Genomic DNA, 26,229 nt, shown 5'->3' with positions numbered 1-26,229 from the left:
TTTTTGTTGTTATTATTTAGCCATTTTTGTGTTATGGGATATGATCCGGTCGTTATTACGTTGGGGCTTTTTATTTTCGGGGGGCTCTTGATATGGTTTGTTTGGAAGCGCGTAGGCAATAAGAAAATTGTGAATAAGGCCTTGCCTTCCGCCACGGAAATTGAGCTGGTGCTCAGGGGGCGAGTTTCCTTTTTTCAACATCTGAATGCGCAACAGCAGGAAACCTTTGTGAAACGGCTGATCTACTTTTTACAGACCACCAAGATTAGTGCAGAGAAAGGGGCGGAAATTACAGATGAACATCGGATATTGGTGGCGGCGAGTGCTACTATTCCCTTATTCCATTTTGAGCATTGGTCTTATGAAAACCTAGATGAAGTCTTGATCTATCCAGAGATGTTCAATGAGAAATACAATACCGAGGATAAGGCGCGCAATATTTTGGGTATGGTGGGTGATGGCGCCATGCACCGCAAGATGATTCTTTCTCTCCCGGCCTTAGAGGCAGGCTTTGCAAAAAATGCAAGCAGCAATACGGCCATCCATGAGTTTGTTCATTTAATTGATAAGGCTGATGGGGAGGTGGATGGTATTCCGGAATACCTTATTCCCAAAGAATTAGTGGCGCCCTGGTTGGAGGAAATGCATGAAACGATTTCCTTAATTCGTCGGGATAAATCGGATATTCGCGATTATGCCGCAACGAATCAAGCGGAGTTTCTGGCTGTACTGTCGGAATATTTCTTTCAAAAACCGAAGTTACTGCAAGAAGATCATCCGGAATTATATGAGCTGTTGAATGAGATTTACAGCCCGAAGGCTGCGGCATCAGAAGCTTAGATTTCCTGTAAGATTTCACTTTTTAGCGGGCCATCAAACTGCTTATCAACTATTAATAATGCTACGGGGCGCATGGTAAAGCTTTGTTTTTCGCCCAAGGTTTCCTTATAATTCAAATGCAGGCCATCGGCCAGTTTCTTCAGACTGATTTGGTCTATTTGTGGGGCAAGATCCGAACTGGGCGATATAATAGCAATAACAAATTGCTGGTTAAAATCGATGATGGTAGGCATCCCATTATTTCCCATGCTTGCTGCTGCAGCAAATAGCTCATCAAATTCCGCTTGGCTTTCAATTTTAAAGGCCCCATTTTTATCTTCAGCAACGGTATACTTAACGAAGTAATGCTGCGCCAAAACATAAGGCACTTCCTGACCGGCATCTACCTGATTTTCAGTCGTGTTTTCTTCGGTACGGGCGTTGCTATCTAAGCTGTCCTTCTTTTGCTGATCGGTATTTCCGCAAGCGAAACATAAACTCAATAGGATGGAAAAGGGATAATAAATAAACTTCATAAAGCGTGTTTTTTCTTTCTTGGTAAACAATTGAGCAGGCTAATGGTTTGTATATTAAGTAAATACATGTCGCTGTTCGGTTTGTTGCAGTGGAAATTATTAAATAACTTTAACGTATCAAGGTAAACGTAATATAAGAATCAATAGTATTAAAATGGAATATAGAACATTAGGAAATAGCGAATTAAAGGTCTCTGCCATTACTTTTGGGGCCTGGGCAGCCGGAGGCTGGATGTGGGGTTCGACTGATCGGAATGATGCCATAGAAGCCATAAAAGCAGCGTATGATCTGGGGGTTACCTCCATCGATACGGCGCCGATTTACGGTCAAGGAACCAGCGAGGAAATTGTTGGAGAAGCCATTAAAGGGATCCCTCGAGATCAGGTTCAGCTCCTCACTAAATTCGGGATGCGTTGGGATTTGGATAAAGGCGACTTTGCCTTCCACAGCAAGAATAATCAAGGTGAACCTATTGAAATCTATAAATACGCCGGTAAAGAATCTATTATCTACGAGTGCGAGCAAAGTTTGAAGCGCCTGGGAACCGATTATATCGATCTATACCAGATCCATTGGCCCGATAGTACGACGCCTATTGCGGAGACTTTTGAAGCCGTGCAGCAATTGGTAGACCAAGGGAAGGTGCGCTATGTGGGGGTATGTAATTATAATGCGGCTCAAATGGCGGAAGCGGAGAAAACCATTGCTTTGGTTTCCAATCAGATTCCTTACAGTATGGTGAATCGGGGAATAGAAGAGGAAACCTTACCCTATTGCATCAAACATGAACATGCTATCCTGGCCTACAGTCCTTTAGAGCGGGGTTTGTTGACGGGTAAAATCCATCCGGGCTATACCTTTCAGGAAGGCGATCACCGGGCGTCTCATGCACATTTCCAGCCTGATTTTATCGAGAAAACGAATAATCTGTTGGAGCGTATTAAGCCATTGGCGGACGATAAAAATGCAAGTTTAAGCCAATTGGTATTGCGATGGACCCTAGCACGGCCTGGTATTACAATTGCGCTAGCCGGTGCTAGAAATGCCGAGCAGGCGATACAGAACGCCAAGGCTATGGATATTCAATTAAATGCTGATGAATTGGAATTTGTGAACGCCGTAGTTGATGCTTTTTAAGGAGCAGGCTAACTGATGTCGAGCAGTTTCTCGATTTTATAATCCGTATTGAAGGTGAAAATGGACTTGCCCTGCAGGTTTATCTTTTCACCTTTTTTAATGGATCCTGGAAAGTCGATCGCCAGCGTTGCTTCGTAATCGATATCTATTTCCACGTAATCTTCTTGAAGTTTTATGGCCTTTATGGTTTGCTTTCGCTGAGAAAAGAAATCCTTGGCTTGTTCCGCTTGTTCCCGAAAGGCCTCTTTTCCGGTTAAGGAATCTGTGGTTACCTGATTTTGAATATTCTCAAATATAATATCCTCGGTAAAGTCGGCTAACATGCCTTCCACATCAAAGTTGTTGTAGGCCTTTATATAATTGCGGATGATTGCTTCTCTTTTTTCCATAGCCATCGAATATACGAAAGATCTGTAATATGTTGATAGGGGATGGTATGCATCAAAAAAAGCGGCTTTTTGGAGCCGCTTTCACTTAACTAAACAATGAAACTATTTACTTGCTCAACCAGGAGTTGATAAGTTCTTTTAATTTCGGATTTGATGGTCTAGGGCTGTCAGCAGCGATAATATTTCCTTGTTTATCGATTAAGATGTAACGAGGAATACCGGTTACTTTATAGGCCGTAGAAAGCATGTTATCTGGGCCAGCATGTAATTGTAAGCCTTTTAGGGCTTTTGTTTTTACATACTCTTCCCATTTGTCTTTTTCCTGATCGACAGAAACTCCTACAAAGGCAACATCTTTCCCTTTGTACTCTTCATTTAATTTTTCCCAATGCGGTTCTTCCGCACGACAAGGGCCACACCAGGTTGCCCACATATCTACAAGGACTACTTTTCCGCGCAGGTCTTTTAAGCTTGTTGTTTTTCCGTTGATATCGTTGTATGCAAAGTTTACCGCTGGGGCTCCACCTTTTGTTTCGGCAAGTTTTGCCTCTACTGCGGCTACACGTTCAATTTGTTCCGGTAAAGTAATGTACTTCTGGTACATGTCTTTGGCTACCAATAGCTCTTCCATCGAGCGAATGCGCTCCATTTTAGCTACCACATATTGTCCTTTAAGTTTGTCGGAAGGAATGCTAGCTACAACTACATCTTCTTTAGGGAAACCACTTTTACCCATGTTTTTGTTAATCACCAGGTTGTTTAAAAAGCGATCGCCGTAAGGTAAGTGAAGCAACTCCTCCGTCATGAACTGGTCGGCATTAAACTGTTGGTAATATGGGCTCATTTCATCGGCATCTGGATGTGCAGAACGTGGCATCAAGTTGTAGGAGATTGCATAATACGCGAAATCATAATCTACCAAGGTTGGGAATTTCGCATCGAATACTTTATTTCCTGTTTTTACGCCTTTTTTCAACGCCGGCAATTGTTGGTAAAGGCTTTCTACCTGCGGGAAGAAATCTACATAGGTTGACTGTGTTCCTGGGGAAGTTGATTTTAAGGCAATTTCTGCGCTGGCCTTGTTCCATTTGTCTAAAGCCTTATTTTCTGGGCTATTGCTGCTGATCAATTCACAAGAGTTACGTCCTAATTTAATGGTCAGTTCTTCATTTCCTTTGAAATAGAATTTATATTTATTCATCCCTGTTAAAGGGCTGCCTATTCCAACCACATAAAACCCTTCGTATTCGGGTGTGAAACGGAATGCGAATCGTCCCTCAGCATCGGGGCGACTGGTTGCTACTTCTTGTAAGCGTCCGTTCAGGACTTTATATAGGGATACATTTTCGATAAAGACTTTATCGGCTGTACCGGTAATATTACTGGCTTGTGCAAAAGCTGCAACAGCCGTAAATAGGGTCATCAATAAACTGAAGAATTTTTTCATGCTTGTTTTTCGTTAAAATGTTTAGATGCTGATCGCTTGATTATCGTTGAATTTTATTTCTAGTTTTTCTGTTTTTGCCTGTTCGATGAGGGCAGGGATCAATTTTGGATTCTTGCTGAGTTCTGCTGCTTTTTTGCCATTGATGGAATCAATACCCTTTCCTTTATAGGCGATGGCTGCCATATCTATACTGCTAAGTAGGGTTAACTGACCTTGGTTATTCCAACCTATCAATTGTTCTTTCAGCATAAAATCTTCGGGCAGTTTGCTTAAGGCATTGGGCTGTAAGCTGATTTCGTTTTCGGCAAGGTTGATCCGGATATTATAGCGACTCAATAAGCGGACGCCAATGGAACCATCGGCTCCTGGATCCCAGTTTTTATTGGTATTGTTTCCCCCCATAAGGGTGACCAACATATTTTCCAAGGCTGGCAAGCCTGTCAGTTGGAACGATTTGCTGTAGCCTGTAAACGTAGGGCTCGCCATGCCAAGGCTTACCGTACTTCCCTGTGATTCGGGTTTAAATCCGGAGACCAACAGTTTGTGTTGTTTCACAAAGGGACGGAAGCAGATGAGGCTATAGGCTGCACCTGTATCAAAAATAAATTCGCCTTCGTTGTTTCCTTCATTTGCTACCTGCAAATTGCCTTTGAAATGGGCGACGCCGGAAGGGAAGGTGAAGTCTATTACCTTGGCGTCTTTCGGGTGGTCTAAGGGCCCAAAATCGTAAAGGCGGAGCAGGTTATTGTCGTAGTCTATTTCTGTGATGTAACGGCGAAATAAGGTGTTTCCTAAGATACCATCGCTATAGTCATCACTGCGATTGGGAAAGATGGCGATGCCCATATCCTTCAATTCCAGCTCTTGGATCTTGATGGTATTGTTGTCGGATACTTTAATTTGTTGGGAGCCACCAACCACCGATGCTTTATTCTCGCGAGTAACTTGCAGGCCTATGGCATCCGCTAGCTCTTGGCTAACCGCCATACCATCGGCACCGGTATCAAATAGCATGCGCAATGGCTTTTCATAGGCATTGATCTTGAGTTCCAAAATGATGGAACCATGCTGGTTTTCAAAAGGAATAGTTGCCCGAAGGTTTGCTTTTTCCTTGCGTTGCATGCCGTAGAACTTATCGAATAAGCTGATGTAGCGAATTTTTCCTGCTTCGTTTAATTGGATATAAGCGGTATCTCTATTGTCTTTTTCGTCTTCAAAAAGAACTGCAATTTTGTTTTTATCTTTTGATTGGCCTTCAATGGCGTTTATGTGTTTTGCCGGATAGCGCTGTACGATTTGCTGTAAGCAGAAGGCCGCATTTTTTCCGGTTTGTCCGGCAATGGCAAAGTTATCGGCCAAGATAGGGTTGAGGATGGCCGTGTCTCTTTTTTTGAAGGTTTCTTGAAGCAATCGGAGCTGTTCCTGCGCGCTTGTAGGCTGTATGCAGGAAAGCAAGCCAATGGCTAAGCAAGAGGAAAATAATCCTTTTCTCATTGATTTTGTTAATAGCGTCGTGTAAAGCGTATAGTTAATTGCATAATTAACTATACGCATATTTGGTGAACTAGGCGTTATCTATATAGACAGCGTCTACAATTTTCCCCATGCCCTCGAAAGGTTTAAAGGATTCTTTTAATGGTCCCATTAACGGACTTACGCGTAATACTTCCAGTTTACCTGAATTTGTAGGTGCGCTCTCCGTATTGGATCCTACCAGGATGCTAAATAAGATTGGCTCTAACCGTTCTTGGTATTTGGTAAAGGTCGGCGTGCCTGGTTTTAAAGCAGCCTGATGAGGAGCTTTAAGCAGGGTGATTTTTCTACCGGCATAATCCTTGGCCAATTTTAACACCTTAGCATCTAGGTCATATTGATAGAGTTTATTGTCGGTTGCATAGAAAAAGTACCCATACAGATTATCAACTGCAAAATGTTTAGCCTGATTAATATCGGTAAATGTAGCGTCCAGTTCGGTTAATGATTCCACGCGAAACACCGCATTGGCAGTGTAGGTCATGCGCAATAGGAATAATTTGCCGGCTTTATCTTTCATCACGGCGATAGCTTGTCCATCAAAAGCTAAGGTATGGCCCATCCAAACCAAATCCATTTGTGTATCGGTTACATCGATAGCTTGTCCTTCCGAACTTAAGGCTGCGGCACGTGCAGAGCCATGTTTGTAAGTCATGAATCTTTTTGCTTCACTGTCGAAAAGCAGGATATTACCACCTCCGTTACCCATAGGCAGAGCTACAAAAGGAGAGAGTTTATAGGTTTTTCCAGAAGCTTCGTTATTAACAGGGACGTTATAATAGGTCTGCATTGTATATTGCATGCTGTATAAATCTCCGTTTTTCATGGCCATGGCACTTCCCGCTGTAAAAACAAACTCCCTGTCTGCCGAGGTCGGATTACCGGATGCTGTTTCATTGAGGAAGGTATATTTTGATGGGTTGTATAACATACCATCCGAAACGTTAATAAGGGTTGTGCCCTCACTTGTATTGATATACAAGTAGTTTTTAGCGGCTCTAACGACTGCATTCATGTTGGTATGATTCACCAAGGACTTTGGTTTCCCGTTAATTGCTAAAGGTGAACCATCCAGCTCACTGAAGAGGACGTTTTGGAAATCATGGTACGTTTTCGGATAGGAATTCCATTTTTCTGGATTATCTTCAATGAACGATAAATGGCCTTTGTCTGCAATGTCTGACAAAACAAACCAACCATATTTCTGATAGGCTCCTTTAATATTTAAGGTAAAAGGATAGGTCCAGATGCTACCGGTTTCATTATCAGTAATAGAAAGGTAAACAGGATAAGTTCCTATCGTTAATACCGGTAATACGTCAATATCTTTTTTCGTGCTTAATATTTTACGTTTTTGGCTAGCTTCTACTTGTGATTTATCATAAGCAACCCATTCAAAAGATAAGTTTTCTTGATTGATTTGGTTTGTTTTCGATGCTAGGTTCGGTGTTATTTTTAAGTTTTCGCCGAGTTTAATATCAATGGTATCTTTCAAATTCGTAACCAGTAGCGAATCCGCTTCTATATAATCGTAATTTCCTAAATCTTTATTACAGCTACTAAATAGTGCAATAAAGAAACATAATATAAGTGTTGATGATGTTTTCATTGTTTTTAGTTTGCTGATAATCCCATGGTAATTTCTTTTCCGTTTTCGTCGTATTGCGTACGTCCTTCTGATTTTTCTTTGTTCAGCCAGTATTTCATATACGAGGAATAGCTAATTAATTTTGCAATACTTAAAGGCACATCCGGGTTATAGAAGAACTCGCGGTCAGCGTCTAAGACTTCGAAAAATAATTCCACCTTCCGTTGAGAATAGGGGCCAAAAAATCCGATTACGGTATTTTTTCCAGAGAATGTTGTCCATAAATAAGGAATAGGGAACTGATCTGATAAGGAAAAGGAATAATTCACAATATTTTGCTTCACGTTTAAATTAGTTTTGGTCAAAATATTTGTTTTGAAATATTCATTAGGCTGCAATTCCAGATTTACATAAACCGTTTTGTCGTAGATATCTGCTGTGCGAAAAAGCTGCACATACAGGGTATCGATGGTTCTATTGGCGCGGATCATGGGTGGCGTTTTAAATTTGAAGTGTACCCCCTCCTTCATCGTGGAGGTATCACTCGGTTTTACGCGAATTAAACGATCTTTGTTTATCGCACTTCCTGTAATAGCTACAGGAAGTTTAAGCAGACTATCTTTCTTGCCATCTTCAGCACGGCCGAAGGTGATGATTTGGATTAAGGAGTCCGCAAGTCTACGTTCGTATTTCTCTACAAAGTAAATATTGTTGCCTGCCTCTTCATCAGAATACATCAACAGTTTATCTTCTTTGCAGGCGTACATTAATGCCGTTGCAGCGAATAGTATACTTAGTATTTTAAAAGTTTTCATATTTTCTAATGCTTAGCGAGGTGTAGTTTCTACAAGAGGTAATTTAAACTGATAATGCGAAAGAGGAATGGTCATATTTCTCCAAGCATTGTTTGTTGTTGGAATGCTGGTCATTTTATTACGCTTGTAATAATACCAGAGCTGTCCTTCGCCGAAGAATTCTTTTTGATACTCTTTGGTTAATTCAGTTCTTAAGGAATTTGCATTCGTAATATCGACCATAATATTGCGGTGTTGCCTTACCGTATTTAAATAGCTTAAACCTTCTTTAGGATCTTCGGAAGACTCGGCCGCTATATAATACATTTCAGAAATACGCATGACAGGAACCATAAAGCGTGATAAGTTTTTAATGTCACTAAGTTCCAGGTATTTTGTGAAGGTGCGCATACCGGTTGTAGAAATAGGCCATAGATACACATATCGATAGTCAGAGGTGTTGTTTTCATACACTTTTTCTATGATATTATCTTTTGAGGTAGATAGAATCTCTGATTCTAATAAGTTCGGGTTAAAATAACGATTGTATAGGTCGTTTAATTTAGAGTTGAACACCGAAAATAAATTCTCGGAAAAGAATTTACGATCCGTATTTGGGCCTGAAATGGTAATGGCTGAATGACTAACCCAAGGGAATTTGTCTTGAGCTGCAATCACTTCTTGCGCTGCAGCCAAGGCCGCAGGCTTGTCATTGATCCATTGGTATACCCGTGCTTTTAAGGCTTTAACAGCATAGATGTTAAATCGGTTATTGTTGAAATTCTTCATGCTGCCTTCCGTTATAATAGGATCTTTAGCCAATAGTTTTTCAGCCTCAGCGATATCTTCCAGGATTTTAGCGGCAATTTGTTCGCTACTTTCAATCGGAGAAGCATCGGTAGTTAAATTCCGGTAGTAAGGAATTGCCGGTTCGGTTTTAGAAGTTTCATCATAAGGTTTGCCGAACATGCGAAGTAAATCGAAGTGAATAAACGCACGTAAGCCAATGGCCTCGCCGATATACTGGTTTTTTTGATCCTGGGTCATGCCGTTTTCTACGGTAGGTAAAATCCTAACCATATCATTTATGTTAGCAATGACGTTATACATTTGTGTCCATACTGACGCAATCCCGTTTTCTACAACTCTTTCAGCAAAGCTGAAGTTGTTGTAATAATAATAAGGGTGTTTGTCGGAGGAAATGCGATAGCGTTGCGCCAATACGTCTAACATGGTAGAGGAGAGGTTGGAGCCATATAAGGCATCTGTTCCAAGCTTTACATAAAATCCATTGACGATTTCTGCAACTCCTTGTGGGGTGCTATAAAGATGCTCCTCTAAGAATTTATCTTCAGGTTTTACATCGAGCCATTTCGAACAAGAGGAAAGGCCTCCCAACAAAATGAAAGCAAGCAGGATATATAAGTTTTTGTTAGATTTTAATGATTTCATTTGTTTAGAATTTTGCATTTACACTAATCGAATACATTTTGGCGTATGGGTAATCAATACCACGCTCACGTTTTACGGTAGACCAGCGGAACACTTCATTCGTTAACCCGGTTACCCTTAAGCTTGATAGTCCCATTTTGCTGATCCATGGTTTATCCCTGAAGTCATAGCCTAAAGAGATAGATTCTAATGAAACGGTGTTCTCTTGTTGGATAAACCGAGAAGAAATTGGCGTGTTATCCGTGATACTGATTGCGCGGAATTGGGAAACATCACCAGGGTTTTTCCAGCGCTCGTACAAGGCACGTTTATCTTGGTTGTAGTTGGTAATGTCTTGTTTCGAGATGTTTTCCACTTTGTTGAATAGTGCGGAGTTTAGCACATCTTGATCCCAGATATAACGCATGTAGGCAGCAAAAGTAAATCCTTTATAATTCAGGTTTGTACTTAAAATACCTTGTAAGGTTGGGTTACCATTTCCTATTGCAACAATGTCTTGCACATTGTAGTCAAAAGTTTGTTGGCCATTCTTTTTCAGGAATACTTCGCGACCAGTTGTTGGATCGATTCCGTTTGATACCACCGCCCACAATGTATTTGGTGAATAACCATCGCGATAACGGATTAATGAATTTGAATTTTGAAGGCTTTTATTTAAGCCGGCAAGCAAATCATTAAAGTTCTCATAGATCTGATTGCTTCTTGCTCCGGTTAAACCGATATTCCAAACAATTTGATCATGCGGTCTGTGAATGACATTGTATTTTGCGGTTAATTCAACACCTCTTACATTTAAGTCGCCGGCATTGAACGGATAGGCTAATAATCCTGTTGAAGCAGGAAGGTCAACGGCTACCGCTAAGTCATTGGTGATTTTTTGGTAGGCATTTAAGGTTAAATTCAAGCGGTTCTCAAAGAGGGTCGCATCAATACCTGTACTCCATTGATTGGTTTTTTGCCAGCGTAAATTTTCGTTGGCAAAGGTGGCTAAAGCAACACCTTGTCCGCCATAATTGTAAGCCGACAAGTACTGGTAAGTTGAAATAGAAGTACTGGAGTTGAAGTTTTGATTTCCTGTAACCCCGTAGTTAGCACGAAGACGTAATAAATTAACGGTTGGATTCCCTTTCAAGAAGGCTTCGTTGTGAATATTCCAGCTGGCACCTAAGGCAAAGAAAGGAGAATATAGGTTTTGGCGACCAAAAGAAGTCGATCCATCGTAGTTAAAGGAAGCATCGACGTTATAACGGTTGTCATAACTATAGTTGGCCGTAGAAATTAAAGAGTTTCTACGACGAATAGATTTAGATGCGGACGGTTTTCCGTCTTTCTCATAGCCGAAGGCAAAGCTTGGTGATCCGTTGCTCGAGGTTGGGAAGCCGACGGATATAAAGCCGTTGGAGGTAAAACTTTCTTCCGAAAACTCGATTCGCGCATTAGCATTGAAGGAGTGCTTGTCGATCACTTTGGTGTAACCAACCATAGCATTCGCGGTATACGACATCAGATCTTGTGATTTGGCCGTATAGCGACCTTTTAATAAAGGGTTCTGATCGATAAATTGCGAATGTAATGGTGAAACAAAGGCATTTCCTGAAATGGATTCCCGATTTACTTGCATCGACGATTGTACACGCCATTCTTTATTGATGTCAAAAATCAATTGCAAGTTATTGGTTATTCCCCAGCTTTTTGTGTAATCAAAACTGTTTAAACGGGTGTTGTAAAGTGGATTACGCACCACAACTTGTGTTCTAGAGCCTTCGTCTAAGAAGTTCTCGAGGTAAACAGATTGATCACGGTCTTTCTGGTAATAAGGTTTCATATTAGCCCAAGTAGCAAAAGAACCGTAAATAGATTGATCGGCATCATAGCCATGGATCGTCAAGTTATTATTGACGTTTAATCTATTTTTACGATAGGTAAGATTGGCACGCGCACCCCAGTCTTCACGGCCTGAGCCTTTCATTACGGCACTGTTATTCTTGTAATTACCGCCTACATTGAAGATGAAGTTTTCAGATCCTCCTTCTGCATATAGGGCATGGCGATGTGCAAAACCTGTCTTAATGGGTTCCTTCAACCAGTAGGTATCAATACCACTCAATACGCGCTGCTTACGCATATTGTATAATGGATCGTAAAAAGAATGCTGCGTTTCTGGGCTACCAACCGGAGCTGTATATAAGCCGGAAAGACGTTCGAATTCTAAGATCTCAGCCGCATTCATCATGTTGTAGCTTCCTAAATCGGCAATCTCCAAGTTTAAGTCGGCCGAGTAACTTAAGAGTACTTCGCCCGGTTTTGGTTTGATTGTTTCAACAACAACCACCCCATTGGATGCGCGGGAACCGTAGATAGCAGTTGAGGCCGCATCTTTATGGATACTGATGGACGCAATACGGTTCATGTCCAAATCCATAATGGTTCTTAAGGAAGTTTGAAAACCATCCAAAATAAAGAGTGGTTGGTTTGGATCATTGGTGAATTCGTCTCTCAAGTTATCACTCGTGATACTGGTTTGACCACGTAGTTCAATGGTTGGTAACACGTTCGGATTGGCACCCGCTAAGTTATTCTCCATCACTAAGAAGGATGGATCCAAGGATTTTATAGCTTGAATAACGTTGGTATTTGCTACTTGTTTTAGTTCTTCTTGTTCAAATCTTACCGTTGCACCGGAGAATGTTTCCTTCTTAAAGGTCATCATACCCGTTACCACGACTTCGTCTACCGTATTGTTTTGTTTCGTCAATACGATGCGCATATCTTTTTGATTTAAACTGGCTTTCACTTCGCGGCTTTCAAACCCTAGGTAACTAATCACTAAGATTTCGTTTAAGGAGGTAATCGGTAGCACAAATTCCCCGTTTTGTGAACTGCTTACCGCATTTTTAGGGTTGGATTTAAGCCGGATGGAAGCACCTACGATGCCGTTTCCATCTTCATCGAGAATGACACCACGTACCATTTGCTGCTGAACGATTTGTTGAGTCAGCACCGGGGTTTTAACGGGTTTATCATTAATAATTTTATCTGCTTTCTTGATAACAATTGTTTTATCAAAGAAATCAAAGACTAAGGGCTGTCCTTTTAAAACTTCTGTTAATACATTTCTCAAGGGTTCAGCGTCTGCATGAATAGAAATCTTGCGGTTGGTATTCACCTCGCTTCTGTTGTAGAAAAAGGTGTATCCTGACTGTTTTTCAAGATCTTTCAATATAGACTCTAAACTGCTGTTCTTTTTGTTCAAGCTTACTTCTTGCGCCAAAGAACGGGCATTAGCCTGGGATAAAAGTATCCCCAATACGAGTATCACGATGTTTAACTTCATGAATAAGTTGGCAATAGTTCTTGAAGATGCTGCCGGGAAGTTTTGCCAATCAATAGGTTGTATTGATTTTTTCGAACGGGTAGATGCCGAAGAAATTTCCCCTCCATTCTTCAAGAATGGAAATAAATAAAAATTCATTAAATTAGATGTTGGGTTGTTAATGATTAAAAACTGATAACTTTTCTCTAATTCAGCCCGCTATTTAACGGATCCTGCGCCAACAGGGTTCGTTTTTTTATGGGCTATCCGTTGCTTTACGGGATGTTGTCTGTTTGTTTCATAAGGTCATTTGTTTGGTTAAGATATATGTAATTTAATTCGGTTATTTTTTACTACCCTCGCTTCAACGGTTAACTCGGCATATTTCAGCAAGTCTATGAGTTTATCTAAAGGCAGGTTTCTAGGAATTTTACCTAAATACTGATCTATTTTTAGGCTCTGTTGGTATTCGATTTCAATATCATACCAACGCCCTATTTCTTTGAAGGTATCGTGGTTATTGTCGCCGTCGAAAATAAATTGGCCATTGGTCCAGCCTAATACTTTCTCTACATCGACTGTTTTTACAGAAAACTCCGCTCCTTTTTGTTGGAATGCTTGTTGGCCCGGTTTTAAAATACCTTCTTTTAAGCTTTCTTTATTGCGAACTTTCACCGATCCTTCGGCCAAGGTGCTGAAATTCTCATCATCAAAATCAAAAGCTTTGATATTAAACTTGGTGCCCAGCACTTCGATTTCCTGAAGGTCGGTTTCCACAATAAATTGTTTATGATCGGCTGTTTTTTGGATCTCAAAATAAGCTTCCCCTTCTAATTTCACTTTGCGAACCTGCCCCTCAAACTGGCTAGGGTAAGACAGCTTTGACTCGGAGTTTAAGGTTACTTTACTGCCATCACTAAGGGCTAGGGTATAAATTGAGGCTTTCGGTACGCGAATGCTGTTCATTTGCGGTTCACCAGTTTTGCTGTTGATATAGGATACCTGGCCTTTGCTATCTTTGATAATGATGATATCGCCTACATGCACCTGCTCGTTAATCGCTAATTGGTCCAAGTCGATTTCTTGTCCATTCTCTAGCGTAATAATTGCACGTTCCTGTGCTGGCTTAATAGCAGCCAGTTGTGTAGCACTTGCAAGTTGAGGTATTTCTTCCTTTTGGTATTGCAGCCAGCCAAAATAACCCACAATAAGAAGAACAGCTGCCGCAGCAATTCGAAGCCAATAGTTGTTTAACACGCGCTTCGGCTTTTCATTGATGCTATTCATCAGTTTTTTCTTCGCTCTTTTTTTAGTCTTAGCAACAGTATTTTGCGCGATAGGGGCATTCGTCGATAGATCGTCATACCAATGAATAATCCCTGCTTTCTCGGCATCAGATTCTTTATTAGCTAAAAACTTAATTGTTTCCTTTGGTAACTGGTTTTTCTGCATTAGGATTTAGTTCTGGTCATCCATTATAATACAAGTGATGTAAAATGACTGCAGCTTCTACTCGGAAATGAAAAAAAATTAAAAAATTAAGGTGAAGGCCTTGGAGGCGATGCGTAATCGACTGATAGCCTTATTGATATGCTTTTCTACCGTAGATTCAGAAATTTGTAGTTTTTCTGCGATTTCCTTATTGGAAAGGAATTCAAAGCGACTCATACGGAATACTTCCCGACATTTTTCAGGGAGTTTCTCAATCTCATTGGCAATAAGATCTAAGGTGTAGCGGTAATACAGCCTGTCCTCAATGGTGATTTCCTCATCAATAACATCGAGGTTGGTCAAGTCTAAGGACTGAATGTTTTCTTGCTGCTGTTTCCGGTAATAAGCTAAAATGAGGTATCGACAGGAGGAGTATAAATAGGCCGGCACCGATTGGATTTGCGGGAGCCGTTCCCTGTTCTTCCAAAGCGAGAGAAATAAATCATGGAGTATGTCTTCCGCGATTTGCTGATCTTGAACTTTGGAAAGAATATGCTTAATGAGGTCGCTGGCAAAAATATCGTAAAATGTAGAAAAAGCACGCTCATCACCATGACTGATGGCGTCTAATAATTGAAGGTATGAATGAGCTTCCTTGTTCTGCATTTTTAATATTGGTAAAAATAGGGATAAATAGTTTCCGATTTCATAGGGTAACCCAAAAAATACAAGCAATCTCTCAATTTGATGCTTATATAAATGGTAGATTTTGAATAGAAATGATACTTTTTGCCCTAATATTTCCTCTTGTATATATATTGTAGATAACTGGTTTCGGGAAAAAAACGATGGTTTTATTACTTTTATAGAACACACGACTACATGTACGAAAGTACTATAATTTAATTAATTATTTAAATAGATAAGTTGTTATGAAAAACATCCTAAAGTATCTAAGCCTGATCCTATTCGTAAATCTACTGTTTGCTTGTTCTGGAGAAAGTCCTGATAAAGTTCTCCAGCGTGCCACCTTGAATGCTAATAACGCCTCTACAGCTTATCGCCCGATCTATTTCCGGGAAATCATAGAGCAGAAATCCCGTGGAGCACTTAACGAGAGTGCCGAGGATTATGTTAAAAGCCGTACAATTAAAACCATCGATGAGGCCATTGAGAAAGTGAAATCCTTGAAGAAAACAACGGATAATACCGATTTAATTGATGCTTCACTGTCTTATTTGGAAGCCAGTCAACAAGTATTCGAAAAGGATTACTTGGATATTGCCAGAATGATAGACAAGGGAGCTCCCGGTGAGGAAGTGGAGATTGCGATTGACCAACTATTTGAACGGACGGAATCTTCATTGCTAGACAAACAAGAGAAATTGACCTCGGCTAGTAAAGCCTATGCTGAAAAACATAACATCGACTTCCGTGTAATGTAGCATAAACCGTCCCCATTGCCTGAATACAATTATAATTGCTATTTTAGGCCAAGGAGATCCGGCATGAGCAATATAACCCTAAAAGAATTGGCTAGGAAGCTAGGTATTTCAGTATCTACTGTTTCCAAGGCTTTAAACGATAGTTTTGAGATAAGTGATGAGACCAAGCAGCGTGTTCGGGAAATGGCGGATGCGCATCAGTACCGTCCTAATATCTTAGCCAAGAGTCTGAAAACGGGCCGTAGCAATACCTTAGCGGTGCTGATTCCTTACCTTTCCAATCCTTTTCAATCCCAGGTGTTGGAGGGAGCCCATCAGGCGGCATTCGAGCGGAACTACAAATTGGTCTTTATGCAGAGCAGGGAAAATGAACAGTTGGAACAGGAGTCGCTGAACGTGCTACAGCAACAGAATGTGGATGGCGTTATTATCAGCCCTTCTGCAAACAGTGACCTTAAATTCCTGAAGCAATTTCATCAGCAGTGCCCTTTGGTGCTGGTCGATCGGATAGACTTTGAACTGGACACCTTTAAAATCGGCGTGAGTAATGAGAAGGGGGCATTCGATGCGACTCAGCATTTAATTGATACCGGGCGTAAGGATATCTTTCTGTTGGTGGGGCGTAATATTGGGGTGAACCAAAAGCGTATTGCTGGTTATAAAAAGGCCCTGATGGCGAATTATATTGATGTTAAAGAAAGCAATATCATCCAGGTGGAATATGGGCAATCTCGCGAGGTGTTGGTTAAAAACCTGTCGCTCATTCTCAAAGAACGGATAGGAAAAGATGCACATAATGTGGGATTATTAGGAACGACTGATACATTGACTGTTAGTAGTCTGGGTATTTTATCAAACCTTGGAATCGCTGTTCCAGAGCAGGTTGCGGTCATTGGTTTTGCCAATACCGAGGCTGCTGAATCGCTCAATCCATCGCTTTCTACCATTGTGCAGCCAGCCTATGATATGGGCTATCAAGCCGTGGAGAAATTGATCAGTCTACTCCAATCGAAAAACAGATTCGATATGGAGTTCGATACCACGATACTTGATAGCAAGATGATCCTTCGGAATTCGACTAGAGTTTAACCGGCTTCATTTTAGGTACTAACAACTTCATGATGAACCATGCCAGTAAATAAGCTACTGCACAGAAGCTAAACACAATCATATAGCCTTTATCGATTCCATTGACAATAGTAGCCCCGTTGTTGGCCAATTGCTTCAGGAATTCTTCAATATTGGCAACGCCATGTTGCTCAAAGAAGGCGGCTTTAGTGGCCGGGTTTGCAATTTCAGGGTATTTCGTCAATAAAGATTCCCCATCCACAAGGCTCCAGTTTTTTTCCGAATAATCGAATAACTTTCCAGAATAGATATTGATAAAGAAGGAACCCAATCCGCCTGCTAAACCGCCAATACCTGTCACGGTAGCAATTGCTTTTTTAGGGAACATATCGCCTACGGTAGAGAAGATATTCGCAGACCAAGATTGATGGGCTGCTGCACCTATACCGATTAATATTGTCGGTACCCAGAAGGAGATGTGGCCAAGCGGTTGTGCTAGTAATACTAATAAGGGGAAAAAGGCGAAGATCAGCATGGCACGCATGCGGCCAGCATAGGCATTCATGCCTTTATTAATAAAATAGCTTGGTAACCAACCCCCAATAATGGAAAGTAAGGTGATGGCATACAAAACGAAGAGGGCTAACTGACCATTCAAGTCGGATGATTTAATACCATATACAGAACTTAAATAGGCTGGCATCCAGAACAGGAAGAACCACCAAACGCCATCAGTCATAAACTTACCAACGGCAAAGGCCCAGGTTTGATTATACTTTAAGCAGTTCATAATCGTCACTTTCCCTTCAGGTTGTATGGCATTCGGATCCGCTTGCTGCGCCTCGAGAATATCATCTTGTTGAATATAAAGTAGTTCCGCTTCATTCACCTTCGGATGAACCTCTGGTTTGTCATAGAGGAAAATCCAGAATCCCATCCAAACGAAACCTAAGGCTCCGATAATAATAAAGGACATTTCCCAGCCCCACCATTTAGCAATCACCGGAATGGTTAAAGGTGCCGCTAAGGCTCCGATTGTAGAGCCAGCATTGAATATACTGGTGGCTAAGGCCCGATCTTTCTTCGGGAAGTATTCGGCGGTCGTTTTAATGGCTGCAGGGAAGTTACCGGCTTCACCAATAGCCAACACGAAGCGGGCGAAAATAAACAGGACAACAGAAACATTGACCACCCTGGCAACATCGTGCACTTTTGCAATGGCCTCTTTGGCTCCTTCAAAGCCTACAAACCATTCTCCTGCTAAAATACCTGAGGTGGCAATCCCACAGAATGCATGCAGTACCGCACCGATAGACCAAATACCGATTGCCCAAAGGAACCCCTTTTTGGTATCCATGATATCGATAAAGCGCCCTGCGAATAGCATGCCCACGGCATAGAATATGGAGAATAAGGCTGTAATTAAGCCGTAATCATTGTTTGTCCAATGGAATTCAGGGGAGATAAAGTCTTTCCAGGTAAGCGATAAAACCTGTCTATCCAGGTAATTTACAGTGGTTGCGAAAAACAACAAGGCACAAATGGTCCATCTAAATTTTCCTGCTTTTTGTTCGATCATTAGTTTTATGCTATTGGTTAAGTATTCCTGGTAGTTTAGCTAAGTTCCTTTTGGTTATAGGGTTTTAGGTAGATTTAACTAGCTTACCTCCACTACTTAGGGTTTATAATATCCCAATTTTATTAAATATCTCTGGAAATAAAAAGCAATAGTTACGCTATCGTTTTCGGAGTGTTCAGGACGTGCTGAAAAAGGGCAAAAGCATTCCGCATGTAAAACTCATAGGGCTTCCTGTCTGACAGTCTCTGAAAGGAGCTATCAGCCGGATTATGCGCAATCGATTTCGAAGATTAAAGGTCTTTATCAGGACAAGTAGTGTTAACTTAAGCCAAATAAAATGCATGATATTATGGAAATTACCTTTGAGAGCAGGTATGCTATCGGACCCAATGAAACCAAATCATTAGACAGCCAAGGCCTTCGGGACAACTTTTTAATCGATCAGCTGTTCTGGGAGAATCGGATCCATTTTGTTTATAGCCATTTCGACCGCTATATGGCTGGAGGCGCCATGCCTGTAACAGAGAAAGTGAAATTAGAAACCATTGACGCCTTGTTGAAGGAGGAAACCTTCCTGAGCCGACGCGAACTAGGGATGATTAATGTTGGTGGCCCCGGACAGGTAGAAGTGGATGGTGAAGTGTATGACCTAGAATATAAAGAGGCTTTATATATTGGTAAAGGAGCAAAGGAGGTTTATTTCTCCAGTAAGGATGCGCAAAATCCGGCGAAGTTTTATCTGAACTCTACCCCGGCGCATCATAGCTATCCGACCAAGAAAGTAACCAAAGCCGAAGCTAAGAAGATTGAGCTAGGTTCATTGGAAACAGCGAATCATCGGGTCATCAATCAGATGTTATTGCATACGGTGATCCAAACCTGTCAGCTCCAAATGGGGATGACCGAATTGAAACCAGGATCCGTTTGGAATACCATGCCAGCGCATACCCACGACCGTCGGATGGAAGTTTATTTCTACTTCGACTTACCAGAAGGCCAATCTGTTTCCCATTTTATGGGGCCGGTTGATGAGACCCGCCATATATGGATGCAAAATGAGCAGGCTGTTATTTCGCCACCTTGGTCTATCCATGCGGGTGCCGGAACCAGCAACTATACCTTTATCTGGGGAATGGCCGGTGAGAACATGGATTACGATGATATGGATAAATGTCCGATAACTGAATTACGATAAGATGAAAAAGTTATTCCTTGCAGGTTTTCTGTTGTTAGGAACTGCATCCTTAAGTCTTGCGCAGCAGATCCGCGTCAGCAACCCGACGAATCATGCCCGCACAGAATTGATTGCTATTCCGTATGCGAAGTTTAATGCCCATTTTAAAATGGACAGCTTATTTACGGTGAAAGATGCATCGGGACAAGTATTGCCGGTTCAATTGGAAAAGCTTGGACAGGCAAATCCGGTAAATGTATTGATTCAGGTGGCTGTGCCAGCAAAAGGACAGCTAGCTCTGCAGGTAGAAAAAGGAAGGGCAGCAGCTATTCCATCGAAAACCTATGCCCGCTATGTACCGGAGCGCTACGATGACTTTGCTTGGGAAAACGATGTGGTGGCTTTCCGAATGTATGGCAAAGCCTTGGAAGGCAGACCAGACGATGCCCAAGGAATAGATGTGTGGGCAAAACGCACAGATCAACTCGTAATTAACCGCTGGTACAAAACCGACGATTACCATAAGGACCATGGCGAAGGTTTAGACTATTATTCTGTCGGCCAGACCTTGGGCGCCGGTGATATGGGCTATTATTTCCAGGACGACTTACAGTTCGGAAAGCATTATCGCCGCTATCAAGTACTGGATAACGGACCATTACGTACCAGCTTTCGCCTTGATTTCGATCCGGAAACCATAGCAGGACATGAAGTTCAACTTAGCAAGACCATCAGCATAGATGCGGGCAGTCATTTTAATAGAATCCAGTTGGATTTAAACAATTCGAAGGCCGCTACAACGCCTATTGCCATTGGCATTGTCAAGCGCAAAGAGGCTAGCCCACAACTCAGCGTAGGCAAGGGAAATAATAGCCTTGCTTATTGGGAGCCTGAGATTAACCAAAGCGGACACACGGCTGTAGCTGTGCTATTGCCAAAGCATAAGGTGTCTTATCGCAATGATAAACCTGAACAAGCCTTGTTAATCAGCAGCGTAAAGAATGGCAAACCCTTTGTCTATTACAATGGTGCTGCTTGGGATAGGGCAGGACAGGTGAAGGATGCTGCGACTTGGAACAAGCTGGTAGAAGAAGAAAAAGAGAATATTCATAAGCCACTGAAGGTGGTGTTAAAATAAAAGAGCATGTCAGTATTAGGATCATTTGATTTAAAAGGAAAAGTAGCACTGGTAACAGGCTGTAAGCGGGGGATAGGTAAGGCGATGGCTGAAGGATTAGCGGAAGCAGGTGCCGATATCATCGGGGTATCTGCCAGTTTGGAAACAGCAGATTCGGATGTAGCCAAAGCTGTAGAGGCATTGGGAAGAAAATTCTCTGCTTATCAATGTGATTTCTCCGATCGGAAAGCGCTGTATGCTTTTATAGCAGAAGTGAAAAAGGATCATCCACAAATCGATATCCTTTTCAATAATGCGGGCAATATTCTGCGCAAGCCAGCGGCAGAACATCCGGATGAATATTGGGATGAGATAATTGAAATCAATCAGAATGCCCAGTTTATTTTAACGCGTGAGCTAGGTAAGGAAATGATTGCCCGCGGAAGTGGGAAGATTGTTTTTACCGCTTCCTTGCTATCCTTTCAGGGCGGCATCAATGTACCAGGCTATGCCGCATCAAAGGGCGCTATCGCATCCTTAACCAAGGCATTCGCGAATGAATGGGCTAGCAAAGGAGTAAACGTCAATGCGATTGCTCCGGGCTATATTGCCACCGACAATACGGAAGCCTTACGCAACGATGCGGGTCGCTCGGCCTCCATTTTAGACCGTATTCCTGCAGGAAGGTGGGGGGAAGCCGAAGACTTTAAAGGTCCGGCGGTCTTCTTGGCCTCGGCAGCATCCGATTATGTGCATGGCACCATATTAACGGTCGATGGCGGTTGGATGGGTCGCTAAAAAAGAGCTTTATTAAAACGTTTATAATACCAAACGCAGCATCATGATTGATTGCTGCGTTTTTTATTAGCCTATTGCAGGCTATTTCTTTAGCCAGTCTGTTAATAATAACTTAATATGTGATATTTTCCATTTTACTTTTTTATCCTTGCGAATAGCCCTATTTTTACGCCTTCATAAATTATTATCCTAGGGAAAACAATAGCCAGGCTACTGGCAGTATCCCCCATTTTATTATCATATGAATACCCTGCTAAAGCTGCTTTTAGTTTTGTTATGCAGTTTCATCTTCCACGCACAGGCTGCAGAATCCTGGTCGCCCGCGGAATTGAAACGCGAAATCTCCAAATTGAACGATCAACATGCGTATGAGAAGTCCATTGTGCTGTTGGAGGATATCCTGAACAATCCTAAGGCTACAGCTTATGAGCGGGCGCATGCCTATCTGCAAAAATCCTTAACCTACAAGCGGCTATACAATTATGCTGTTGCCTTAAAGAACTTGGATCTTGCCTTAGCAGAGGCGAAGCGCAGCGGAAAGCAATTTGAAGAAATGGAAAGCTTGGTGATGATGCAACGGATGTTTATCAATTTTGATCTGCAACGTTTTGAAGAGTTTGAGGAACTCTTTAAGCAGATTGATGAACGTCGCTTAAGATATGTTGATACGGAAACCAAAGCCGTTTATACCTCAACTTTAGGCATTCTGGCTATGAATAAGAAAGCCTATGCGCAGGCGGATACCTACCTCGATCAAGCGATTGCCCTGTTGTTATTAGATAATCCGAAGCACTTACCCAATGTGTATCGCGTCAAAGTATTATTATACGGTGAGCAGGGCGCGATGGATAAAGCGATGGAAGCCTTTCACAAAGGCTTAGCCTATGCCGATCAATATAAGATGGATATTTACCGCATTATCATGTATGAAACCATGACCAAATTATATAAAGATCGGGGGGATTATAAAAACGCTTTTGCCTATCAAATGCAGGTGAGTGATGCCCGAACGAAATATAATGCGAATAATGTGAGTGGTACCTTGACCGAGTTGGAGAAAGAATTGTTATTCAACCGGAAGGCGCAGGAAGTAGGGAAGGAAAAGCAGCAAAAGATTTACTTGAGCATCATTTCTGTTATTCTTTTACTCTTGTTAGGTACTTTTGCGCGCCTGTTTGTCGTTAGCCGGCAGAAAAGGGAGCTCATGGAAAAAGAAAACAGCTATATCCGCCAAGAGGTGGAGGTGCTAACCCATGAACTTAGCCAATTAGGGCCGTCAAAGATAGACTTGAAATCATTTTCTTTAACAAGTCGACAGTTAGATATTATTCGTTTGGTACAGGAAGGGAAAACCAACAAGCAGATTGGTGAGTTCTTGTTTATTTCGGAGAATACCGTAAAATATCACCTCAAACAAATCTATGAGACGCTAGGTGTGGTCAGCCGAACCGAATTGAGGAGTCAGTGCAGCTCAAGTTTGAACGTGTGAAAGGCCTTCAAGTCAATCTTTCGATTCCACATAAACAAGAAGGCCAGGAATTCAATTCCCCTATTTCACGTTCTCAAAGGTAGAAGGGTCCTCATTCTTAATTTTGGCAGGACGCCTATGTCTTGGGACTTCACACGATCCCGAAGCACAGGTGCTGATATTCAATAACGGTAAAACAACAAACAAAGCGCCTAAGGCAACAATAAGCCAATGCCCTGCTTGAATTCCCTGTACCGTAATGATGATCCCCATGACCAATCTTAAAATCCGGACCACATTCCAATTTTTTAAATACTGCATCATATCCTTTTCTCTCTTTTATATTTTATGCTTAATTAAATTATAATAGGGTAGAAGGGCATACATAATCGCTAACCTGGAACTTTCCAGCAGCTTTTATGGCTTTAAACCCACCTTGCACATCAATCAGGTTTCTATACCCACGTGCCCGTAAAATGGAAATGAAAATCATCGAGCGGTAGCCGCCTGCGCAATGCACGTAGTAGGTTTTATCTTTATCCACTTCCGCAAGCCGCTCGTTGATGTAATCCAAAGGGATATTCTCCGCAGCAATTACATGCTCTGCATAATGCTCACTTCTCTTCCGCACATCCAATATACTTAAGTTGGGGTCTGCCGTTAAGCGTGTTGCAAGTTCGCCAACAGAAATAGACTCGATTTGGTCCACTTCCTTACCGGCTTGCTGCCAAGCTTCAAATCCACCTTTCAGATAGCCCATGCTTTGGTCATAACCTACGCGTGCTAATCTCGTCACCACTTCCTCTTCGCGTCCATCCTCCGTAATAAGGAGTATCGGCTGTTTAATATCCGGAATCAAGGCACCCACCCAAGGGGCAAAGCTGCCGTCAATACCGATGTTAATGGCATTTGGAACAAATCCTTTGGCAAATTCCTGCGGATCACGCGTATCCAGAATCAAAGCGTCGATATCATTGGCGGTAGCTTCAAACTCTTCCGGCGTTAGCGGCTGCATTCCTTGTAATAATACCTGGTCGATGCTCTCGTATCCTTTGATGTTCATCAATACGTTCTCCGGGAAATAAGTCGGTGGCGGCATTAATCCATCGAGTACCTGATCAATAAACTCCTGTCTTTCCATAGGCTGTAGGGCATAGTTTGTTCTTTTCTGGTTTCCCAAGGTATCGGATGTTTCTGCGCTCATGTTTTTACCACAAGCCGAGCCAGCACCATGTGCCGGATAGACAATGATATCATCGGATAGCGGCATAATCTTATCGCGCAAAGAGTCGTAAAGATGGGAGGCCAACTTTTCCTGGGTCAACTCCGCTATTACCTTTTGTGCCAAGTCGGGGCGCCCCACATCCCCAATAAACAGGGTGTCGCCCGTAAATAAAGCATGCGCTTTCCCTTGTTCATCTGTTAATAGGAAACAGCTGCTTTCCATGGTATGGCCTGGCGTATGAATCACCGTGATGCTGATATCACCTACTTGCAGCTTCTCCCCATCGCTAGCCACATGGGCCTCAAAACCCGGTTGGGCTGTAGGGCCATAGACTATCGTTGCGCCGGTCTTTTTGGCTAGATCCAAATGACCGCTGACAAAGTCAGCATGGAAATGCGTTTCCAAGATATACGTAATCTTCGCCTGATCTTTTTCTGCTCGGTTGATGTAGGGTTGAACTTCCCGTAAAGGATCAATAACGACTGCCTCGCCCTTGCTTTCTATATAATAAGCACCTTGCGCTAAACAGCCGGTATATATTTGTTCTATTTTCATGGTATATAATTTTAATGCCTTAATACAGTCAAAATTAACAAGCCTTTTCCAGCAGAACGGTAACATCTGTTACACGCCAAGGGCAGTCTATTAAAATTCAATTCCTTTCATCATTTTATTCCAATATAAATTGGGCAACAGATACTTCTTCAGTAGCCATAAGCGCCAATGTTCTTTGGCACTGTTAAATACCAGCAGCTGTTTTAGTTTCGGATCTGGGATAAACTCGTTTTTATAATTGAATTCCGCCAATACCATTTTTCCATAGCCGGTCACTAAAGGGCAGGATGAATAGCCCTCGTAGGTGTAATTATCGACCACTTCACCCGCCATTAGTTTCTGGATATTATCCAACATAACGGGCACCTGCTTGCGGATGGCGGCTCCTGTTTTGGCGGTAGGCAATGCCGCCGCATCGCCAATACCGAAGATGTTCGGGTATTTTGCATGCTGCATGCTGTTGATATCTACCTCCATCCAACCGTCAGCATTGGCCAGGCCTGAAGCTTTTATAAATGTTGGAGCCACCTGTGGCGGTGCCAGATGCAGTAAATCAAATTCCACCTCAATCAGTTCCTCGGCAGCAGCGCTGTCGGATGCTTCGTCCTCCTTAGGACGAATATTTTTGAAGTAAGCAATCTTCCGATCGGCATCTATCTTTACCGGATCATTGAAGGGTCTAAAATCTACCCCGTACTTATGAATAACCTGCATGAGGCTTTCAGCAATTACTTTCACCCCGAAAATAACCGATCCCGGCGTCGCAAATATGACCCGAGATTTATCCGCCAGGCCCGTTCTACGGAAATAATCCGCCGCCAGGTACATAATCTTTTGGGGCGCCCCACCGCATTTTATGGGCGTATTTGGCTGTGTAAACAGCGCTGTGCCTCCTTTAAACTCCTGTATACAATTCCAGGTATAGTTTGGATTCAGGTAATTACTACAGACCACGCCTTTGTCGATGGCTTCCTGCAAGCCCTCAATTAATGACAGGTCATATACCAAGCCAGGCGAAACAATGAGGTAGTCATAGCTCAGGTTGGTTCCATCGGCTAAAGTGACGCTAGAGGCGTCCGGATGTACATTCACAACCGCCTGTTTAATCCAATCGGCACCTGCAGGAATTAACTCCCGCATGGGCTTTTCCGTTTTTTTGAAATCATACGCGCCAGCCCCAACCAGGGTCCATGCGGGTTGATAATAATGTAAGTGCGCTGGGTCAATGATGGCAATGTCCTCCGTTATCTTTTTTTTCAAAAGGTGAGATGCAGCCATTATGCCACCGGTTCCAGCACCAATGATAATGATTTGATAATGAGCTCTCATAACACTAAGTTTATAGTTATAATTTAAATTT

General features: G+C 42.2%; 22 protein-coding genes. 8 read left to right on the top strand and 14 right to left on the bottom strand.

The genetic code is table 11. The features are described from left to right. Positions 1-33: 33 nt before the first annotated feature. Positions 34-840, top strand: coding sequence for a M90 family metallopeptidase (locus GQF63_RS15590; protein WP_160370166.1), 807 nt, complete (start codon positions 34-36; stop codon positions 838-840). Here GQF63_RS15590 and GQF63_RS15585 read toward each other — a convergent pair. Then, entirely contained in the window at positions 837-1,355 is a 519-nt protein-coding gene (locus GQF63_RS15585) for a hypothetical protein (protein ID WP_160370165.1), read from the bottom strand. The two genes, GQF63_RS15590 and GQF63_RS15585, sit on opposite strands and share 4 nt — an antisense overlap. Positions 1,356-1,509: 154 nt before the next feature. On the opposite strand from GQF63_RS15585, the gene GQF63_RS15580 reads away from it, so the two are divergent. After that, on the top strand, positions 1,510-2,493 hold the full coding sequence (locus GQF63_RS15580) for an aldo/keto reductase (RefSeq protein WP_160370164.1): 984 nt from the start codon (positions 1,510-1,512) through the stop codon (positions 2,491-2,493). Between the two features lie 8 nt (positions 2,494-2,501). Here GQF63_RS15580 and GQF63_RS15575 read toward each other — a convergent pair whose 3' ends face one another. The 9 genes from GQF63_RS15575 to GQF63_RS15535 form a co-directional block, all read right to left on the bottom strand. Then, the gene (locus GQF63_RS15575; protein ID WP_160370163.1) at positions 2,502-2,882 is read right to left on the bottom strand and encodes a nuclear transport factor 2 family protein; all 381 of its coding nucleotides are present in this window, start codon (positions 2,880-2,882) and stop codon (positions 2,502-2,504) included. Between the two features lie 106 nt (positions 2,883-2,988). Then, positions 2,989-4,329 (bottom strand): TlpA family protein disulfide reductase, encoded by a 1,341-nt coding sequence (locus GQF63_RS15570; RefSeq protein WP_246163576.1) that lies wholly within the window; start codon positions 4,327-4,329, stop codon positions 2,989-2,991. Positions 4,330-4,350: 21 nt separating this feature from the next. Then, positions 4,351-5,823, bottom strand: a complete 1,473-nt coding sequence (locus tag GQF63_RS15565; RefSeq protein ID WP_160370162.1) for a retropepsin-like aspartic protease — start codon at positions 5,821-5,823, stop codon at positions 4,351-4,353. A 70-nt stretch (positions 5,824-5,893) separates the two neighbouring features. Continuing rightward, on the bottom strand, positions 5,894-7,471 hold the full coding sequence (locus tag GQF63_RS15560) for a PKD-like family lipoprotein (protein WP_160370161.1): 1,578 nt from the start codon (positions 7,469-7,471) through the stop codon (positions 5,894-5,896). A 5-nt stretch (positions 7,472-7,476) separates the two neighbouring features. After that, positions 7,477-8,265 (bottom strand): DUF4843 domain-containing protein, encoded by a 789-nt coding sequence (locus tag GQF63_RS15555; RefSeq protein ID WP_160370160.1) that lies wholly within the window; start codon positions 8,263-8,265, stop codon positions 7,477-7,479. Positions 8,266-8,277: 12 nt separating this feature from the next. Next, positions 8,278-9,696, bottom strand: a complete 1,419-nt coding sequence (locus GQF63_RS15550; protein ID WP_160370159.1) for a RagB/SusD family nutrient uptake outer membrane protein — start codon at positions 9,694-9,696, stop codon at positions 8,278-8,280. Between the two features lie 4 nt (positions 9,697-9,700). Then, positions 9,701-13,168 (bottom strand): SusC/RagA family TonB-linked outer membrane protein, encoded by a 3,468-nt coding sequence (locus GQF63_RS15545; protein WP_160370158.1) that lies wholly within the window; start codon positions 13,166-13,168, stop codon positions 9,701-9,703. 159 nt (positions 13,169-13,327) lie between these two features. After that, the gene (locus GQF63_RS15540) at positions 13,328-14,461 is read right to left on the bottom strand and encodes a FecR family protein (protein ID WP_160370157.1); all 1,134 of its coding nucleotides are present in this window, start codon (positions 14,459-14,461) and stop codon (positions 13,328-13,330) included. Between the two features lie 78 nt (positions 14,462-14,539). Further along, on the bottom strand, positions 14,540-15,106 hold the full coding sequence (locus tag GQF63_RS15535; protein WP_160370156.1) for an RNA polymerase sigma factor: 567 nt from the start codon (positions 15,104-15,106) through the stop codon (positions 14,540-14,542). Positions 15,107-15,372: 266 nt separating this feature from the next. Between GQF63_RS15535 and GQF63_RS15530 the strand changes: the two genes are divergently transcribed. Further along, the gene (locus tag GQF63_RS15530) at positions 15,373-15,885 is read left to right on the top strand and encodes an LIC11966 family surface protein (RefSeq protein WP_160370155.1); all 513 of its coding nucleotides are present in this window, start codon (positions 15,373-15,375) and stop codon (positions 15,883-15,885) included. A 63-nt stretch (positions 15,886-15,948) separates the two neighbouring features. Then, on the top strand, positions 15,949-16,974 hold the full coding sequence (locus GQF63_RS15525) for a LacI family DNA-binding transcriptional regulator (RefSeq protein ID WP_160370154.1): 1,026 nt from the start codon (positions 15,949-15,951) through the stop codon (positions 16,972-16,974). Here GQF63_RS15525 and GQF63_RS15520 read toward each other — a convergent pair. Beyond that, entirely contained in the window at positions 16,964-18,532 is a 1,569-nt protein-coding gene (locus GQF63_RS15520; RefSeq protein WP_160370153.1) for an MFS transporter, read from the bottom strand. The two genes, GQF63_RS15525 and GQF63_RS15520, sit on opposite strands and share 11 nt — an antisense overlap. A 349-nt stretch (positions 18,533-18,881) precedes the next feature. Here GQF63_RS15520 and kduI point away from each other — a divergent pair, with 349 nt between their 5' ends. The 4 genes from kduI (at position 18,882) to GQF63_RS19890 (ending at position 23,110) form a co-directional block, all read left to right on the top strand. Continuing rightward, the gene (gene kduI, locus GQF63_RS15515) at positions 18,882-19,727 is read left to right on the top strand and encodes a 5-dehydro-4-deoxy-D-glucuronate isomerase (RefSeq protein WP_160370152.1); all 846 of its coding nucleotides are present in this window, start codon (positions 18,882-18,884) and stop codon (positions 19,725-19,727) included. 1 nt (position 19,728) lies between these two features. Further along, positions 19,729-20,844, top strand: coding sequence for a DUF4861 family protein (locus GQF63_RS15510; RefSeq protein WP_160370151.1), 1,116 nt, complete (start codon positions 19,729-19,731; stop codon positions 20,842-20,844). A 6-nt stretch (positions 20,845-20,850) separates the two neighbouring features. Beyond that, entirely contained in the window at positions 20,851-21,621 is a 771-nt protein-coding gene (gene kduD, locus GQF63_RS15505; protein ID WP_160370150.1) for a 2-dehydro-3-deoxy-D-gluconate 5-dehydrogenase KduD, read from the top strand. Between the two features lie 241 nt (positions 21,622-21,862). After that, positions 21,863-23,110 carry a LuxR C-terminal-related transcriptional regulator gene (locus GQF63_RS19890; RefSeq protein ID WP_281346847.1) on the top strand — a complete coding sequence of 416 codons (1,248 nt, stop codon included), beginning with the start codon at positions 21,863-21,865 and terminating at the stop codon, positions 23,108-23,110. 60 nt (positions 23,111-23,170) lie between these two features. On the opposite strand, the gene GQF63_RS15495 is transcribed toward GQF63_RS19890, so the two are convergent. The 3 genes from GQF63_RS15495 to GQF63_RS15485 all read right to left on the bottom strand — a co-directional run bounded on the left by GQF63_RS15495 (position 23,171) and on the right by GQF63_RS15485 (position 26,198). Then, entirely contained in the window at positions 23,171-23,413 is a 243-nt protein-coding gene (locus GQF63_RS15495) for a hypothetical protein (protein ID WP_160370149.1), read from the bottom strand. Between the two features lie 37 nt (positions 23,414-23,450). Then, the gene (locus GQF63_RS15490) at positions 23,451-24,869 is read right to left on the bottom strand and encodes an MBL fold metallo-hydrolase (RefSeq protein ID WP_160370148.1); all 1,419 of its coding nucleotides are present in this window, start codon (positions 24,867-24,869) and stop codon (positions 23,451-23,453) included. 90 nt (positions 24,870-24,959) lie between these two features. Then, on the bottom strand, positions 24,960-26,198 hold the full coding sequence (locus GQF63_RS15485) for an NAD(P)/FAD-dependent oxidoreductase (RefSeq protein ID WP_160370147.1): 1,239 nt from the start codon (positions 26,196-26,198) through the stop codon (positions 24,960-24,962). Positions 26,199-26,229 lie beyond the last annotated feature (31 nt).

The organism is Sphingobacterium humi, from assembly GCF_009768885.1.
Taxonomy (GTDB): Bacteria; Bacteroidota; Bacteroidia; order Sphingobacteriales; family Sphingobacteriaceae; genus Sphingobacterium; species Sphingobacterium humi.
This window is presented reverse-complemented; position numbering and strand designations above follow the sequence as displayed.

Bases quoted from the DNA above. Each gene is read 5' to 3' on its own strand.
- GQF63_RS15590 (WP_160370166.1), top strand. From the start codon at position 34: ATGGGATATGATCCGGTCGTTATTACGTTGGGGCTTTTTATTTTCGGG.
- GQF63_RS15490 (WP_160370148.1), bottom strand. From the start codon at position 24,869: ATGAAAATAGAACAAATATATACCGGCTGTTTAGCGCAAGGTGCTTAT.
- GQF63_RS15560 (WP_160370161.1), bottom strand. From the start codon at position 7,471: ATGAAAACATCATCAACACTTATATTATGTTTCTTTATTGCACTATTT.
- GQF63_RS15575 (WP_160370163.1), bottom strand. From the start codon at position 2,882: ATGGAAAAAAGAGAAGCAATCATCCGCAATTATATAAAGGCCTACAAC.
- GQF63_RS15540 (WP_160370157.1), bottom strand. From the start codon at position 14,461: ATGCAGAAAAACCAGTTACCAAAGGAAACAATTAAGTTTTTAGCTAAT.
- GQF63_RS15550 (WP_160370159.1), bottom strand. From the start codon at position 9,696: ATGAAATCATTAAAATCTAACAAAAACTTATATATCCTGCTTGCTTTC.
- GQF63_RS15580 (WP_160370164.1), top strand. From the start codon at position 1,510: ATGGAATATAGAACATTAGGAAATAGCGAATTAAAGGTCTCTGCCATT.
- GQF63_RS15555 (WP_160370160.1), bottom strand. From the start codon at position 8,265: ATGAAAACTTTTAAAATACTAAGTATACTATTCGCTGCAACGGCATTA.
- GQF63_RS15535 (WP_160370156.1), bottom strand. From the start codon at position 15,106: ATGCAGAACAAGGAAGCTCATTCATACCTTCAATTATTAGACGCCATC.
- kduI (WP_160370152.1), top strand. From the start codon at position 18,882: ATGGAAATTACCTTTGAGAGCAGGTATGCTATCGGACCCAATGAAACC.
- kduD (WP_160370150.1), top strand. From the start codon at position 20,851: ATGTCAGTATTAGGATCATTTGATTTAAAAGGAAAAGTAGCACTGGTA.
- GQF63_RS15485 (WP_160370147.1), bottom strand. From the start codon at position 26,198: ATGAGAGCTCATTATCAAATCATTATCATTGGTGCTGGAACCGGTGGC.
- GQF63_RS15525 (WP_160370154.1), top strand. From the start codon at position 15,949: ATGAGCAATATAACCCTAAAAGAATTGGCTAGGAAGCTAGGTATTTCA.
- GQF63_RS15570 (WP_246163576.1), bottom strand. From the start codon at position 4,329: ATGAAAAAATTCTTCAGTTTATTGATGACCCTATTTACGGCTGTTGCA.
- GQF63_RS19890 (WP_281346847.1), top strand. From the start codon at position 21,863: ATGAATACCCTGCTAAAGCTGCTTTTAGTTTTGTTATGCAGTTTCATC.
- GQF63_RS15545 (WP_160370158.1), bottom strand. From the start codon at position 13,168: ATGAATTTTTATTTATTTCCATTCTTGAAGAATGGAGGGGAAATTTCT.
- GQF63_RS15495 (WP_160370149.1), bottom strand. From the start codon at position 23,413: ATGATGCAGTATTTAAAAAATTGGAATGTGGTCCGGATTTTAAGATTG.
- GQF63_RS15565 (WP_160370162.1), bottom strand. From the start codon at position 5,823: ATGAGAAAAGGATTATTTTCCTCTTGCTTAGCCATTGGCTTGCTTTCC.
- GQF63_RS15585 (WP_160370165.1), bottom strand. From the start codon at position 1,355: ATGAAGTTTATTTATTATCCCTTTTCCATCCTATTGAGTTTATGTTTC.
- GQF63_RS15520 (WP_160370153.1), bottom strand. From the start codon at position 18,532: ATGATCGAACAAAAAGCAGGAAAATTTAGATGGACCATTTGTGCCTTG.
- GQF63_RS15510 (WP_160370151.1), top strand. From the start codon at position 19,729: ATGAAAAAGTTATTCCTTGCAGGTTTTCTGTTGTTAGGAACTGCATCC.
- GQF63_RS15530 (WP_160370155.1), top strand. From the start codon at position 15,373: ATGAAAAACATCCTAAAGTATCTAAGCCTGATCCTATTCGTAAATCTA.